The sequence below is a fragment of the Methanosarcina barkeri MS genome, from assembly GCF_000970025.1.
Classification (GTDB): domain Archaea; phylum Halobacteriota; class Methanosarcinia; order Methanosarcinales; family Methanosarcinaceae; genus Methanosarcina; species Methanosarcina barkeri.
Map to the genome: position 1 here is coordinate 3,046,721 of NZ_CP009528.1, position 14,693 is coordinate 3,061,413.

The following is a 14,693-nucleotide window of genomic DNA, read 5'->3' on the forward strand; positions in this document are numbered from 1 at the left end:
GTCTGAAACTACTATTAGGAAAACCTAGTGAGGAAGCTTATCCATGAAGTATATAATAGTTACCGGTGGGGTGATGAGCGGGCTTGGGAAAGGCATTACCATCGCATCCATTGGCAGAAACCTTAAAAACAAAGGTTATAAAGTTACGGCTATCAAGATCGACCCTTACATCAATATTGATGCAGGCACCATGAGCCCCTACCAGCATGGGGAAGTTTTTGTGCTCAAGGACGGAGGTGAAGTGGACCTGGATCTTGGGAATTACGAGCGGTTCCTTGATACTGAACTTACAAGGGACCATAACCTTACCACAGGCAAGGTCTACTTAGAAGTAATTTCCAAAGAGAGGAGAGGAGACTACCTGGGAAAAACAGTTCAGATCATTCCCCATGTCACAAACGAAATCAAAAGCAGGATCAGGAAGGTCGCTGCTCGGAGTGGAGCCGATATATGTCTTATTGAAATCGGAGGGACTGTTGGGGACATTGAAAGCATGCCTTTCCTCGAAGCTGTACGCCAGATGCACAGAGAAGAACCTTCCGAAAATGTCGCATTTATTCATGTCACCCTGGCTATGGAAGACCTTCAGGGAGAGCAAAAAACCAAGCCTTCCCAGCACTCCGTAAAGGAACTTCGTGCCCTTGGGCTCAGTCCTGAAGTAATCGTTGTAAGATCAAAGTCACCTCTTCAGGAAAGCGCCAAAGAGAAAATTGCCCTCTTTTGTGATGTGCCACAGGAACTGGTTATCAGCGCTCATGACGCCAATGATATTTATGAAGTGCCTCTTGAGATAGAAGAGCAGGGATTAACCACCCAGCTCATGAAACACCTGCAACTTGAGTCCAATGTCGAAAACGGTGCATGGAAAGAGATGGTTGCAAGGATGCACTCTACAACCAACACGGTTAAACTTGCAATTGTTGGAAAATATACCAATCTTGAGGACTCTTACCTCAGCATCCTTGAAGCTGTCAAGCATGGAGGAATTGACAACGGATGCAGAGTTGAAGTCAATATGGTTGAAGCCGAAATTCTGGAAGAAAATCCAGCCGAGGTTGAGAAGCTAATACAGTATGATGGGATTCTTATTCCGGGCGGTTTTGGTGGGCGAGGCACAGAAGGCAAGATGACGGCAATTAAATTCGCCAGGGAAAACGATATTCCGTTCCTTGGAATCTGCCTGGGCATGCAGCTTGCAGTCATCGAATTTGCCAGAAATGTGGCTAAACTCAAAGGAGCAAACAGTACGGAATTTGATGAAGATACCCCTTACCCTGTGATTGATCTCCTGCCTGAGCAGACCAGTGTTGCAGAAATGGGCGGAACCATGCGCCTTGGGGACTATGAAGCCATCCTTACAGAAGGCTCTATTGCCGCTAAAATCTACGGGACCAATTACATTGTTGAACGCCACCGCCATAGGTATGAGGTTAACCCGGAGTTTGTTGACAGGCTTGAGTCTTATGGCATTGTCTTTTCCGGTAAAAACAAGAACAGGATGGAAATTGCCGAGATTCCTGGCAAGCGTTTCTTCTTTGGTTCCCAGTTCCATCCTGAGTTTAGATCACGGCCTGGAAGACCGTCTCCTCCATTCAATGGTCTCGTCGCGGCAATGTGCAAATACAGAAAGGAAAGAGAAGGACGATAAAGTACAGGAAGGGAAGAGAAGGATGATAAAGTAGGTAAAAGTTATTTTATGTGATTCATCACCTTTAATTCCTTTTTTATGAATATTTTAATTGTCTAAGGAAAATTCAAGCCTTTAATCTAACTTAACACTTTGTTAAAAATATTTATTTGGCTGGAAACTGATAAATACTTTTAAAATTGAAAAAGGTAGATTATGCGACATCTATTGAGGCATCTTACATAAATAGTGCCTGTACAGATATCGCAACTTCACCAAAACCTATGAAGGTACATATTATGGCAATGTCTAAAAAAGATCTGGAGAAGAAGAAAAGCGCTAAGAGAGAAAAGCTTGAGGAGCTGGAAAAACAGGCTTCTGCAGGTAGCAAGGACGCAAAGAAGAAGCTTGCAAAGGAAAAGAGGAAAAAATAATTTCTTTAGAAGTTTTTCTTTTCTAGATAGCGTGTAAAAAGATCCGGGGATTATTCACCCCCGATCAACACCAATTTTTAAATTTAAACTGTACAGGAAGTATTGCTAAATACCTTTTTTCTCGTCCTGGACACCTTTCTACCCTGTAATTTCATCGTCATTTATCTTTCTTCTTACCCAGTTTTTATCGCCTTTTTGTGACTTTTATTCTCTACAAAAAACGTGTTGATTAAGCATATTTTATTATAAATAGGGAATTATCAAAAAACAATAAATCCCAGGGAAAAATTAAAACCGGAGGGGAAAAACGAAGCATAATCCCCATCTGTAATTTAAGACTTAAACTTGAGCTGATCCCAAAACTCAAAATTGCTTCTCTGAATCCTGTATTCCGAACAATCAATCAAGTTTCTGATCATGAAAACAATCCTGAAAATTCTTGATGATTAAGAACGAAATGGCTTTTGGGATAGGCTCCTTAATAAAATAAGTACAATTAAATAGAGTCAATAATTACATAAGCCCATTACTTAAGCACATTGAGCTCTTGTTCAAGCCCAACATAGAATTCAATTACTTAATTTCATTTTCAAGTCAATGTTTAACTGCAGTTAATAAGTCAATGTTTAACCGCACTTAATTATACCCTGACATTAAGTATTTGCATCACTTTATAACCACGGAAAGCATGGAAAGCGCGGAAATTACGGAAGAATTGTGTTCCCATTTCCTTTATTCTATGTTTTCCGTGCTTTCCGTGGTAACATTTCAATTTAGATTGATGAAGAAATTTTGGTCGTTGAATATAAAAAAGCAGGTAAAGCAGCGAGCACAGGTTATTGGTATGTTCTACGGACAAATTATGAATGAGAGTAAAGAGTCCAGTAATATCCAGAAAGTTAAGTTCGTTTTAAGAAAAAGATAAAGTTGACATAAAGAGTTGATACCACGATTGAGCTGATAATTAAAGCATTCTGGTTGATGCTTCCAGCATACCTTCCCAACCCATTTGCAGCTGTTTTCGGTGGCGGAAAGCCAATTGACTGGGGCAGGACATATAAGGACGGAAGAAGGATCCTTGGAGACGGAAAGACTTATAGAGGACTCTTTTCAGGCATATTTTGCGGGTTTATTGCAGGATGTATTGAGATCTGGCTGAGTTCCAGAGGATTTGAGATTATGGGGATCGAAATGCCTGCCTTTGGCCCGGATTACAAAAGCGCTTTGATAGTTGTGCTCGCCCTCTCCTCCGGCGCTCTGTTCGGAGATATGTTCAAGAGCTTTTTCAAGCGCAGGATGGGCTTGAAAAGAGGAGCATCTCTTCCTCTGGTAGACCAGCTTGACTTTGTGGTGGGGGCCTGGGTATTTACATACCTTGTAGCCCCTGAGTGGTTTGTGAGCAATTTTACTCACGGGATCATGCTTACCATTATTATAATAACGCCTCTGCTCCATCTTACAACAAATATAATCGGATACCTTATAGGTGTAAAGAAAGAACCCTGGTGAAATTACACCGGAAATTCATAAGAATCAGTGTAGGAAGAACTTTAATAAAGCACTTATAGCGCTAATAAGGCTGCAAATACGGTGAGAGAATGAGCAAAACAAATTTAGAAACAGGAAATAACATTGAGAATCAGAAACAGGAGCTGATCGCAGCCCTCAAGGCCTGCGGAGCCGTACGCTACGGAAATTTCACACTTGCCTCGGGAAAGAAAAGCAAATATTATATAGATATCAAAAAGGCCAGTACTGACCCTAAAACCCTGAAACTTATAGCACGTCAGGCAGCATTCAGGATAAAACAGATGGATGTGAACATAATAGCAGGAGTGGAACTTGGAGGTGTGCCACTGGCAACTGCAGTTTCTATGGAAACCGATCTTCCTCTGCTTATTGTCAGGAAAGCTATAAAGGACTACGGTACAAAGAGCAGGTTTGTAGGTGATATTAGACCGGAAGATAGGCTTGTAATGCTCGAAGACGTAACAACAAGTGGAGGCTCGGTCAGGAACGCAATTGAGGTTGTCAGGGAAACCGGAGCAAGCGTCAAATATGTAATCAGTGTTGTGGACAGGGAAGAAGGAGCAATAGAAAATTTAAAAGAAGCAGGTACGGAACTTGTACCTCTTGTAAGTGCAAGCGATCTCTTAAAGTAAGGAAAGTGTGAAGACACATCCTGCATCTAAAGCTTTTCAGATTTTGCCTTCAAACCCATCAATTGCTGCAGGAAGGCACTCCAGAACTTTAGCAAAACCGGAGTGATGAAGGTTCAATACCACTGCAGCAACAATTTCTTCGCGGGTTGCACCCTCGTTCTTTGCCATCATTGCATGCATCTGTACACCCCGTGGGTTTCGATTCGCAGTCTGAATGGCTATGTTGATCAACTGCTTTGTTTTAGCATCAAGACCTTTCAGTGCTTTCTGTGCTCCAATAAGGTCGTTAAAACGTGCTGCGACCTCAGGACATTCTGTTTGGAAGATTTCATATGGATTTTGACTCATAGTTTTCATCTCCTGAAATAGTCTAATTATGTTTTACTTTATAAAAAGTAGGTTTTTCGTCAGGGAAAAAATAAGAGTTTTTCTCCCCGCTGAGAAAACCTAGAATATCCGGTTCAGAGAAAAGAGTTTAGATCACTGAAAACGCTGAAAACATTGAAAATGCTGAAAACATTGAAAATGCTGAAAACATTGAAAATGCTGAAAACATTGAAAACGCTGAAAACATTGAAAAATATGGAGCAAAAATTAAAACAAGCCTTAAAATGAAAGATTTTTAGTTAAGTTTAAAGCCTGACAATGAGAAGATATTTATTAGAAGAAATAGAGAACTAGGAAGTCCTTCAGCATATTCCTAATTAAAATTATTTGGTAACAAATCATCAATAAATTGTCAATAAAAAGAGACAGCTGCATAAAGCAGTATTGAAAGGTTTTGAGGACTGGAAATTCATTACCTTTTTCTCATCTCATCTATTTGACCTTATTATCAGTACATATTGAAACCATACTTATACTTGAACATAACAGGAATCTTTTTAAAACCAGGAGAATAAAAATGAAAATTTTGCTTATCGGCGGAGGCGGAAGGGAACACGCAATCGCCGAGGGAATCAAGAAAAGCAAGCATAATCCCTCTCTTTATGCGTTAATGGCGAAAAAAAATCCCGGAATTGCTTCCCTCTGTGAGGACTTTTTCCTTGAGAAAGAAACTGAAGTTGAAAAAGTTGTTGAGTACGCAAAAGCCAGAAACATCGAAATGGCTTTTGTAGGCCCTGAAGCCCCTCTTGCAGCAGGAGTTGCAGATGCCCTCTGGAAAGCAGGAATTCCGGTTGTAGGGCCTAAAAAAGCCTGTGCAACTATAGAATTTGACAAGGCCTGGGCAAGAAATTTCATGAAAAAATATGAAATCAAAGGCTGCCCTGCATATGAAGTTTTCACAGAGGAAAAACCTGCGCACGATTTTATAGAAAAACTGGGCGACGTGGCAGTCAAGCCCTCAGGTCTGACAGGAGGCAAAGGCGTAAAAGTTATGGGAGACCAGCTCCCTGACCTAGAAGCCGCCAAAGCCTACACAAGTGAGCTGCTTGAGAAAGGGCCTGTAGTCATTGAGGAACGCTTTATAGGAGAGGAGTTTACGCTTCAGGCCTTTGTAGACGGAAAAAGCCTTGTTTTCTTCCCTGCAGTGCAGGACCACAAAAGAGCCTATGAAGGAGATCTCGGACCCAATACAGGCGGTATGGGTTCATACACTGATGCCGGAGAAATCCTGCCTTTTATGCTCCCTGAAGACCTTGAGAAAGCAAAGAAGATTATGAAGGATACCGTAAAGGCGCTTTCTGAGGAAACCGGGACCGGATATCAGGGTGTTCTCTATGGGCAGTTCATTCTTACAGCCAGCGGTCCCAAGGTAGTGGAATTCAATGCTCGATTCGGTGACCCCGAAGCAATGAATGTGATCTCTCTCCTTGAAACAGACTTCGTGGATATCATGTCTGCAGTGGTTAAAGGGACTCTTGGAAATTTGCCTGTAAGCTTTAGCAAGAAAGCAACTGTCTGTAAATATGCAGTTCCTGCCGGTTATCCAGAAAATCCTGAAAAAGACAGCGAAGTAACTGTAGGAAACATAGGGGATGCGTCCATTTATTATGCCAGTGTCTACGAAAAAGAAGGAAAAGTTTACACAACCAGCTCCCGCGCAATTGCAGTTATTGGGATTGCTGAAACTATAACTGCAGCCGAAAAAATTGCCCAGAATGCCCTTGAAAATCTCCACGGCAAGCTATTTTTCCGGAAAGACATTGGGACTGCCGCTCTTATCCAGAAGAGAATTGACCATATGAAAGAACTTAGAGGCTAATTGCCGAAAATAAGGCTAACTGCTGAAAGTAAGGCTAACTGCTGAAAGTAAGGCTAATTGCCGAAAATAAGGCTAACTGCTGAAAGTAAGGCTAATTGCCGAAAATAAGGCTAACTACCTGAAATGTTCTGCAAAAGTACAGCGTGCAAATAAGTACTATGCAGTAGTATAAACTAAAATTCAACCAGAATGAAGTAATTTCGGTTAAAAAAGAGAAACTCAGCTTGAATGAAGAAATTCAGCTTGAATGAAGTAAATTCAGCTTGAATGAAATAAATTCAGCTTGAATGAAGTAAATTCAGCTAGAGTAAGTCGGGGTTGAAGTGATGAAGAAGGATGTACTTTCGATAACTGACCTGTCCAAAGAAGAGATTTATGAACTCCTCGAATCGGCCATGGACCTGAAAGAAAAACGCAAAGCTGGAGAACCTACAGAGTACCTGAAGAACAAAAGCCTGGGAATGATTTTTGAGAAAGCTTCCACAAGAACCAGGGTTTCCTTTGAGGTTGCAATGACCGATTTCGGAGGACATTCCCTTTACCTGAATTCCAGAGATATCCAGATAGGGAGAGGCGAAACCATTGAGGACACTGCCAGAACCCTCTCAGGCTACCTTCACGGAATCATGGCCAGAGTTATGAGCCACGAGACCGTAGAGAAATTGGCCAAATACTCAACCATACCCGTGATTAATGCGCTTTCGGACATGGAGCACCCCTGTCAGATACTTGGCGATTTCATGACCATAATGGAGTACAAGGACAAATTCGAAGACCTGAAGTTCGCCTGGGTAGGAGACGGAAACAACGTCTGTAATTCAGCCCTGCTAGGCTCGGCGATTGTGGGAATGGAATTCGCAGTTGCCTGCCCGAAAGGATATGAACCTAAGCCCGAGTTCCTTGAAAAGGCAAAAGCCCTCGGAGGTAAGTTTACAGTTACGGATGACCCGAAGGTTGCCGTAAAAGATGCGGATATCATTTATACGGATGTCTGGGTTTCCATGGGTGATGAAGCCGAACAGGAGAAACGCCTGAAGGACTTTGCTGCTTTCCAGGTCAATACCGAACTCCTTGGAGTTGCAAAACCGGACGTAATAGTTATGCACTGCCTGCCAGCCCGTAGAGGCCTTGAGATTACGGATGAAGTTATGGACGGCCCGAATTCCGTAATTTTTGAAGAGGCTGAAAACCGTCTGCATGCGCAAAAAGCCCTTATCCTGAAATTGATGAGATGAAAATTTCATCAATTCCAACCTATTTTATATACCAATAAATAATCGTGGATCATTTGGCTTTTGTGGTTTTAAGTTTCAGTTTAAAAATTACTTAAAACCTATTTTAGAAAAAGGAAATTCTTATAAGAGTCCCGGTGAATTTCGCCTTCTGAACAGGCTTTCAAGGAAAAAGTATAAGAACAAAGAGCACTACTATTGCTCCTGCAACATAAGCTACATCGTGCGAGAGTTGCCCAGCCAGGTCAAAGGCGCCAGGTTCAGAGCCTGGTTTCGTAGGAATTCGTGCGTTCGAATCGCACCTCTCGCACTAAACTTTTTTATTAGCTCTTATTTTTGCATAAGTGATCTAATTTTTTACTTTTTTGAATCACGGCAAGAAGCTTGGAGGAAAAGTTTTGGAACAAAAATATGGATTTTAAGATCTATTACTGACAATGTTTTCTTTGGCATTGTTGTTTTTAATCAATATCAGAATAAGTACTCCAATCCATGAGATTAAGAGTAATAACCACCATTTGCTTCTTCCCTTTATTTCCAGTGCCCAATCAGAAATTGGAAGCATTATTGTAAACCAAATGAGCAATGAGAGAATCATTGCAGAGAATTCGTCTAGTAATTCAGTTTCTGCAATTCCTGCAAGAATTCCAAAAACCGCGCCTACAAAGACAATAAGTCCATTCGTAAATCCAAGTGACAGAAATAATAAAAGATTTGGGTTCTGTTGAGCCCATGCTTTGAACCTTTCGTATCTCTCCATATTCCCCCCTCAGTTCAACTCACTAAGCTATGGGGTATGCGATATTAATTCCCGAGTCTCTTCCATAATGGATTAAAACAATGTTTGAGAAAAAGCAGGTAAAACATGCCCGCCTTCTATATGAAGGGGCTTGATACCTGCCGAATCGTCATATCCCACAAAGTATAAAGTTTTAAAACTATTTGTTTTTTTTTAGAATTTTAGTGACAGAACTTTTAATGTGTGTTTTAGCTAAGGGTCACAGAATATCATTGGTTAGAATCCCACCCAGACTTTTTAATCGATAAATTCTCTTCAGTTATTTTTTCAGTTATTCTAATTCACTTGCTTTTTATGGAGCCAGGAAAAGAACTTAATCAAAGGCGCCAGGTTCAGAGTCCAGTTTCATAGGAATTCGTGCGTTCGAATCGCACCTCTCGCACTAAAAATTTTATAGATACTTTTTTGTGATTTTAAGCCGACTTGAGCCAGATTATCTTTTTCTGTCACTGTATTCGGCCCCACATTTGAAAGAATCATTAAAGCTCAAAGTTTCTGTTCAATAACTTAGGGAGATGACCCGATTGTTAATGGATCAGCAATCGCAGCACCGATTAACAGCCCCGTGGAGATCGCCACAAAGGTCAGAGCTACCTGGATCAAACTGGCAATGGAAGAGGAATAGTTCTGTCCCACTAATGCAGCTAAGCTGAGAAACCCAAGTGATCCTGGAACCAGGACCCAGAATGCAGGTATTATAGACACATAATACGGTGTTCTAAGTTTGGATCGTTCCAGAAAAGTTCCTAGCATTGTCATGATGATGGAACCCGTGAAAGCTCCAAAAAGTCCCCCCAAAAAGTAGTTTCCTGCTTGCTGTCCAAAAAAAGTGGCTAACAATACAATTAAAACCCCTAACATGTCCTTGTTTCTTATGCACATCAAGAGGTACATCCCAAAGGTGAAAATAAGAACCCCAATATAGGGAGCCCACCAATACAAAGGAGTTGCCGTGTTGGCTATTATGTAATCTTCGGGCAAACCTACAACCTGGAGGCCTATTATCACTCCAAATAAGAGAAGTAGCAGTATTACAACTCCCTGAACCAGGCGAGCTGCACCAGATACCAGATTGTTTGCTGCCAGTTCGAACATTCCCGTAGACAGAACTGCTCCGGGAATGAAGTAAGCAAGTGCAGGGACCATTATGGTTAGAGACCCGTTTATAATTCCCTGTTTAATACCGAGAAAGAATATCGTGGAAACGATAAAGGCCGTTAGAACAGGCAGAACCAGAGTAAGTCTTGTTTTATCCTTGGAATAAGCCAGTATAAGTCCAGCTATGGCTCCTAATGCTCCACAAAAAAATAACCCATTAAAGGTTGGTAGAAAGAGCATTCCCAGGCCTGTGGAAAACAGTGCGTAACCTAAAATATTTTTAATATAATTATGTTGGCGCTTAACATTTATTATTTCATTAATACGCCTTATTCCCTGTTCAGGCGTTATTTCAGCTAGGACTTACGCAGTTAAAATGCCGAAAACTTGATATCTTTATAAATATACTTATGGCTTAGTGTTTCTCTAAAAACGTACGGAGTTATGGACATAAATCCACCTAAGTGTACCGACATTGACTACATTAATTTTCTCATTGCGGCTTCTAACGTTTTTAGCTGTACTGAAGCTGCTAGATGTTATCCAGACATAGCTAATGCTCCTTCTCATGATGCTTTTACTCGTTGCCTTCAAAGGCAACCTCCAGACACGGAAGCACTATGGGAGGAAGTAAAAAGTTATGTCAAGCTTAAGGGAGGATACCTAATTGTTGATGATTCAACATTAGATAAACCATACGCAGAAGAAATTGCTTTTGTTCGTCGTATGTGGAGTGGAAAACATCATCGTACTGTAAAGGGAATAGGCCTGGTTACCTTAGTTTGGACTGACGGTACAACCGTTATACCTATCGATTTTCGAATTTATAACATCGATGTAGACGACAAAACAAAGAATGACCATTTCCGTGATATGCTTGACAAGGCCGAAGAACGTGGTTTTAATCCCAAATTCGTTTTATTTGATACATGGTATGCAAGTGTGAAAAACCTTAAAGCCATTAGACAGAAAGAGTGGCATTTCCTTACAAGATTGAAAAATAATCGTTTGGTAAATCCTGACAACAAGGGAAATGTGCCACTTGAAACAGTAGATATTCCTCCAAAAGGACGTGTGGTTCACCTCAAAGCATATGGATTTGTAAAGGTGTTTAGGATAGTTTCAAAAAATGGAGACACGCAACACTGGGTTACAGATGTGCAAGAGATGGATGAAGCAAAACGTGAAGATTTGGCAAAGAAGTCATGGAAAATTGAGGAATATCATAGGGGAATAAAACAGTTCTGTGGTGTCGAAAAATGTCAGGCAAGAAAGGAAGAATCACAAAGAGCACATATAATGTTCTCATTAAGAGCTTTTCTTAGACTGGAATTACAAAGAATCAAAAGTGGAATATCCTGGTTTGAAAGTGCTATGAAAATTAGAAGAGTGGCAGTGACAGAATACTTAAGGAATCCCCAATACACGTTAAATTAATTCAAATATTTGAAAGTTTGGAAAAAACAATATGCTAGGAGCCAACTGCGTAACTCCTATCAGCATTTTCTGCCTGGTTGATCAACTCATATAATCTTGAAACCTGGTCTAAAGGAAGTACTCCGGGTTTCTGCAGGGTGACTTCCAGAGCCTTTGAATCGCTATTTGCAATCTTTATGATTAAAAAAGTAGGTAAACTAATAACCTCCTCAGCTTTGAAACCATAAGCCTGACATATTTTTTTCAAAATTGACTCTATGGACATTACCGCAATTCCTGCAGTAGTCAGAGCTCTGGAAAGCTCTGTGAGGAATTTCAAAAGTTGGTGAGGTATCTCCCCCTCATCAGAAATAGTTAAAGAGTTTATATGAGATGAATCAGTATGTGGAACCATTTTATCAATTCTTGAATATATTCACTTTGAATTTTCGGTATATAACGCATTCCCCGCTTCTTCGCGAAGCCATGAGAAATATCCGAATGATCTCTTCCATACAGATGGACGTGCTGATATGCCAGTCACCCCATACTTGAAGTACAAATCAAGCATAGTAGGCTTTGTGACCGAGTTAGTGTTTGAGACAATTAATGTTTTCACGCTATCGATTTTTAATCTAGCTTGGATACATTTTTAATCTAGCTTGGATATATTGGATTTTTATGCGGAAGGTAAAAGCAAATATAGAAGTATCAGATACCAAAAAACGATGTTATTCAATTTTAACCAAACGCTCTAAAGTAAGAATTACTTGAATTTTTCCCAAAAACGTCATCTGGAAAAGCACATATTTTTGACAAATACTGAGTAATGTGGCATTCACTGTCATCACATTATTATATATTTTGAATTTGGAACTTGACTTATTCATATTGACTTATTTATATTGTTAATTTATAGAGATATATTTATGTTAACTTATTTATGTTAACTTATTTATATTAACTTATTTATATATACACTCGATCTGTTTTATTAAAAATCTCTCAGCCAATGGCCCAGATTTTGGGAGAGATCAAATTGAATTATTATAAAAAGTATATAAGAAAAGTTATATTCAAGCCTCGCGTTTACGAATCCTATGAAAAAAACATTTTCCAATAAAATTCTCATTATAGGTTATGGATCAGTTTCACAATGCACCCTACCCCTTTTAATGGATAAACTTGATGTTCCGTTAGAAAATATTACCTTAATTGATTTTGAAGATAAATCAAAAGCCCTAAAAAAATATACAAATCAGGGATTAAGATTTGTCTGTGAAAAAATTACCCCAAAAAATTTGAGTCAGGTTTTGTCACGATATATGGAAAATGAAGGCTTGATCATTGACCTTTCGTGGAATATCGATGCCAATGAAATCATTAAGTGGTGTCATGATCACAATGTATTGTACGTTAACACGTCTGTTGAAGTATGGGACCCTGCTGAAAAATTTTTGACTCAAAGCCTATTGGAAAAATCGCTTTACATAAGGCAAATGAGATTGCTTGAACTTTCCCGTGATTGGAAAGATGCGCCAACTGCTGTTGTTGACCATGGCGCAAATCCTGGTCTGATAACTCACTTCGTAAAGCAAGGCTTGCTGGATATTGCCGCCAGCACCTGTGCTGATAAGAAAGTCTCTCCCGAAGATGAACAGGAAATTACCCTTCTTGCAAAAAACAGGGACTTTGCCCACCTCGCTAAGAAATTGGGAGTAAAAGTGATCCACTGTAGCGAACGGGATACTCAAGTCGCAAACAGGGCAAAGGAAGTTAATGAATTTGTCGGAACATGGAGCATTGAAGGATTAAGGGAAGAAGGAACTGCTCCGGTTGAAATAGCCTGGGGAACGCATGAGAGCAAATTACCGCCCCTGGCGCATATACCTCCATACGGACCGAAAAATGTGATTCTCTTGCCTCAGATGGGCATTAATACATGGGTCAGATCGTGGATACCGGATGAAGAAATTGTAGGTATGGCGATCCGTCATGGCGAATCATATGGCCTTTCAAAACTGTTAACTGTTTGGGAAGACGACAAACCGGTCTATCGTCCTACCGTGCATTATGCTTATATGCCCTGTCATGATACGCTTTCCTCTCTCTGCGAACTGCGAGGCCGAAATTATGAACTTCAACCGAGACTTCGGATTATGACAAATGAAATCACATCTGGCGAGGATATAATGGGAGCACTCTTAATGGGCCATTCTTATAATTCCTGGTGGACTGGAAGTGCATTGAGCATTGAGGAGACCAGATCCCTTGCTCCCGGTCAGAACGCTACAACTCTTCAGGTAGCAGCAGGCATTGTTGCAGCTATTCTCTGGATGCTTGAAAATCCGCGAGAAGGCATTAAAACACCTGAGGACTTGCCTCATGATTTTGTCCTGGATATTGCCAGACCGTATCTTGGAAAGTTTATTTCCACACCATCGGACTGGACGCCGCTTAAAAATCGCAAAATATTTTTCAAAGAAAGCCCGGCAGTAAAACACAATCCTGATCCATGGCAATTCGAAAATTTTCAATTCGTAGGTTAATTTCAAGTAAACTACCCCTTCAAGGGCAGGACTTATGTCTGTCTAGGAAAAGTTCTTTTCCGTGCCTCTTCATTGAATACCAAGCAGAAGGAACAAAAATCATAATAGAAAGATAAAGAAAGAAACTAGAAAGATAAAGAAAGGAACGCTAGGAGAATTTCAGTCAAAACTTTTCGGCCTGTAATTAGCGTTCCCACTGCTTTTTAACTGTTTTTTTATTTATTAGAATCGCACATCTCGCACTAAAACTTTTTTGATTTTTCAACTTTAACAGTTTTTTGTTTTTAATTTTAAGATTTAGCGTATGTATTTATCAGAACTGATTTAATTGCTAGGAAAATATCAGATGTTAAAATTAATTAAGATTGAGTAAGCAGATATCGAGTTTTATGATAAATTCTCAAATAATATACACCGCATGGAAATAGTTGCATAAACTATCTTTTCACAAAAAAAGCTGACAGTCTCATTTTTGTTTGTTGCGCCAAGAGAATAGATTAAAGGAATATAATGTTCAGCGGAGTTAACAGATAACAATGCGTCTTCTCCAATTAACTTGTAATTTACCAGTTTAAGATCATCTCTGGTTGTGACAAACTTTTTCACTTTCTCATCAAAACTTATTGCCCATTTATAAGGACTTTCGGATATATCTGCCACCATAAGATTATGAACGACATTGCCAGTACAGAAAATAAGAATTTCTTCTTCTCTTAAATTATAGAGTTTCTTTCCCAGTTCATAATGCTGTTGCATACTGAGCTTTCGATTTATACTCAGCTCAACTACAGGAATCTCAGCATTTGGATACATCTTAGAAAGTACACACCATACTCCATGATCAATGCCCCAATTAGAGTCGAAATTAACATCTTCAATTAGATTTTTTATATTAAGAACAAGTTCCTGTGAACCGGAACAATCATATTTTTTATCATATAATTGTTTAGGAAACCCATAAAAATCGTGAATTGTTTTGAGTATTTCGTTTGAAGTAACGCTAGTATCTTCTCTTTCATAGTGTGCAGATATGGCCAGTATTGCTTTAGGTTTTGGAATTTTTTTGGAAATATTTACCCAATTTTTTGTAAACTCATTGTCTTCTATGGCATTCATTGGTGAACCATGACCCACAAATAATACAGGCATAATTTTTTCCATACATTAAAC

General features: G+C 39.7%; 13 protein-coding genes and 1 tRNA gene. 9 read left to right on the forward strand and 5 right to left on the reverse strand.

Annotated features, from left to right (window positions below; genetic code table 11):
* Window positions 1–43: 43 nt before the first annotated feature.
* The 4 genes from pyrG (at window position 44) to pyrE (ending at window position 4,223) form a co-directional block, all read left to right on the forward strand.
* Window positions 44–1,648: a glutamine hydrolyzing CTP synthase gene (gene pyrG, locus MSBRM_RS12235; RefSeq protein WP_048116407.1), complete on the forward strand. Its 1,605-nt coding sequence runs from the start codon at window positions 44–46 to the stop codon at window positions 1,646–1,648.
* A gap of 278 nt (window positions 1,649–1,926) precedes the next feature.
* A complete protein-coding gene (locus tag MSBRM_RS21795) occupies window positions 1,927–2,061 on the forward strand; it encodes a hypothetical protein (protein WP_268989042.1) in 135 nt (44 codons plus the stop codon).
* A gap of 981 nt (window positions 2,062–3,042) precedes the next feature.
* Window positions 3,043–3,570, forward strand: coding sequence for a CDP-2,3-bis-(O-geranylgeranyl)-sn-glycerol synthase (locus tag MSBRM_RS12250; protein WP_048116400.1), 528 nt, complete (start codon window positions 3,043–3,045; stop codon window positions 3,568–3,570).
* Between the two features lie 89 nt (window positions 3,571–3,659).
* Complete coding sequence (pyrE, locus tag MSBRM_RS12255) at window positions 3,660–4,223, forward strand: orotate phosphoribosyltransferase (protein ID WP_048116398.1); 564 nt, start codon at window positions 3,660–3,662, stop codon at window positions 4,221–4,223.
* 36 nt (window positions 4,224–4,259) lie between these two features.
* Here pyrE and MSBRM_RS12260 read toward each other — a convergent pair whose 3' ends face one another.
* The gene (locus tag MSBRM_RS12260) at window positions 4,260–4,571 is read right to left on the reverse strand and encodes a carboxymuconolactone decarboxylase family protein (RefSeq protein WP_048155845.1); all 312 of its coding nucleotides are present in this window, start codon (window positions 4,569–4,571) and stop codon (window positions 4,260–4,262) included.
* 556 nt (window positions 4,572–5,127) lie between these two features.
* On the opposite strand from MSBRM_RS12260, the gene purD reads away from it, so the two are divergent.
* The 3 genes from purD (at window position 5,128) to MSBRM_RS12275 (ending at window position 7,971) form a co-directional block, all read left to right on the forward strand.
* Entirely contained in the window at window positions 5,128–6,429 is a 1,302-nt protein-coding gene (gene purD, locus MSBRM_RS12265) for a phosphoribosylamine--glycine ligase (RefSeq protein ID WP_048155847.1), read from the forward strand.
* Between the two features lie 326 nt (window positions 6,430–6,755).
* A complete protein-coding gene (argF, locus tag MSBRM_RS12270) occupies window positions 6,756–7,664 on the forward strand; it encodes an ornithine carbamoyltransferase (RefSeq protein ID WP_048116393.1) in 909 nt (302 codons plus the stop codon).
* 222 nt (window positions 7,665–7,886) lie between these two features.
* Window positions 7,887–7,971 (forward strand) — tRNA-Leu (locus MSBRM_RS12275).
* A gap of 108 nt (window positions 7,972–8,079) precedes the next feature.
* Here MSBRM_RS12275 and MSBRM_RS12280 read toward each other — a convergent pair.
* Both MSBRM_RS12280 and MSBRM_RS12285 read right to left on the reverse strand, forming a co-directional pair.
* Complete coding sequence (locus MSBRM_RS12280) at window positions 8,080–8,421, reverse strand: hypothetical protein (RefSeq protein WP_048116390.1); 342 nt, start codon at window positions 8,419–8,421, stop codon at window positions 8,080–8,082.
* 546 nt (window positions 8,422–8,967) lie between these two features.
* Window positions 8,968–9,909 (reverse strand): threonine/serine exporter family protein, encoded by a 942-nt coding sequence (locus tag MSBRM_RS12285; protein ID WP_080943710.1) that lies wholly within the window; start codon window positions 9,907–9,909, stop codon window positions 8,968–8,970.
* Between the two features lie 93 nt (window positions 9,910–10,002).
* On the opposite strand from MSBRM_RS12285, the gene MSBRM_RS12290 reads away from it, so the two are divergent.
* A complete protein-coding gene (locus MSBRM_RS12290) occupies window positions 10,003–10,995 on the forward strand; it encodes an IS701 family transposase (protein WP_048155834.1) in 993 nt (330 codons plus the stop codon).
* A gap of 34 nt (window positions 10,996–11,029) precedes the next feature.
* Here the strand turns inward: MSBRM_RS12290 and MSBRM_RS12295 are convergent, their stop codons facing one another.
* Entirely contained in the window at window positions 11,030–11,314 is a 285-nt protein-coding gene (locus MSBRM_RS12295) for a threonine/serine exporter family protein (RefSeq protein ID WP_230668863.1), read from the reverse strand.
* A gap of 760 nt (window positions 11,315–12,074) precedes the next feature.
* Here MSBRM_RS12295 and MSBRM_RS12300 point away from each other — a divergent pair.
* On the forward strand, window positions 12,075–13,523 hold the full coding sequence (locus MSBRM_RS12300; RefSeq protein WP_048116384.1) for a saccharopine dehydrogenase NADP-binding domain-containing protein: 1,449 nt from the start codon (window positions 12,075–12,077) through the stop codon (window positions 13,521–13,523).
* A 387-nt stretch (window positions 13,524–13,910) separates the two neighbouring features.
* Here the strand turns inward: MSBRM_RS12300 and ygiD are convergent, their stop codons facing one another.
* Window positions 13,911–14,684: a 4,5-DOPA-extradiol-dioxygenase gene (gene ygiD / locus MSBRM_RS12305; protein WP_048116382.1), complete on the reverse strand. Its 774-nt coding sequence runs from the start codon at window positions 14,682–14,684 to the stop codon at window positions 13,911–13,913.
* Window positions 14,685–14,693 lie beyond the last annotated feature (9 nt).

Coding starts and splice junctions, on each gene's coding strand:
- ygiD (WP_048116382.1), bottom strand. CDS start 14,684: ATGGAAAAAATTATGCCTGTATTATTTGTGGGTCATGGTTCACCAATG.
- MSBRM_RS12290 (WP_048155834.1), top strand. CDS start 10,003: ATGGACATAAATCCACCTAAGTGTACCGACATTGACTACATTAATTTT.
- MSBRM_RS12250 (WP_048116400.1), top strand. CDS start 3,043: ATGCTTCCAGCATACCTTCCCAACCCATTTGCAGCTGTTTTCGGTGGC.
- MSBRM_RS12300 (WP_048116384.1), top strand. CDS start 12,075: ATGAAAAAAACATTTTCCAATAAAATTCTCATTATAGGTTATGGATCA.
- MSBRM_RS12260 (WP_048155845.1), bottom strand. CDS start 4,571: ATGAGTCAAAATCCATATGAAATCTTCCAAACAGAATGTCCTGAGGTC.
- MSBRM_RS12280 (WP_048116390.1), bottom strand. CDS start 8,421: ATGGAGAGATACGAAAGGTTCAAAGCATGGGCTCAACAGAACCCAAAT.
- purD (WP_048155847.1), top strand. CDS start 5,128: ATGAAAATTTTGCTTATCGGCGGAGGCGGAAGGGAACACGCAATCGCC.
- MSBRM_RS21795 (WP_268989042.1), top strand. CDS start 1,927: ATGGCAATGTCTAAAAAAGATCTGGAGAAGAAGAAAAGCGCTAAGAGA.
- argF (WP_048116393.1), top strand. CDS start 6,756: ATGAAGAAGGATGTACTTTCGATAACTGACCTGTCCAAAGAAGAGATT.
- pyrE (WP_048116398.1), top strand. CDS start 3,660: ATGAGCAAAACAAATTTAGAAACAGGAAATAACATTGAGAATCAGAAA.
- pyrG (WP_048116407.1), top strand. CDS start 44: ATGAAGTATATAATAGTTACCGGTGGGGTGATGAGCGGGCTTGGGAAA.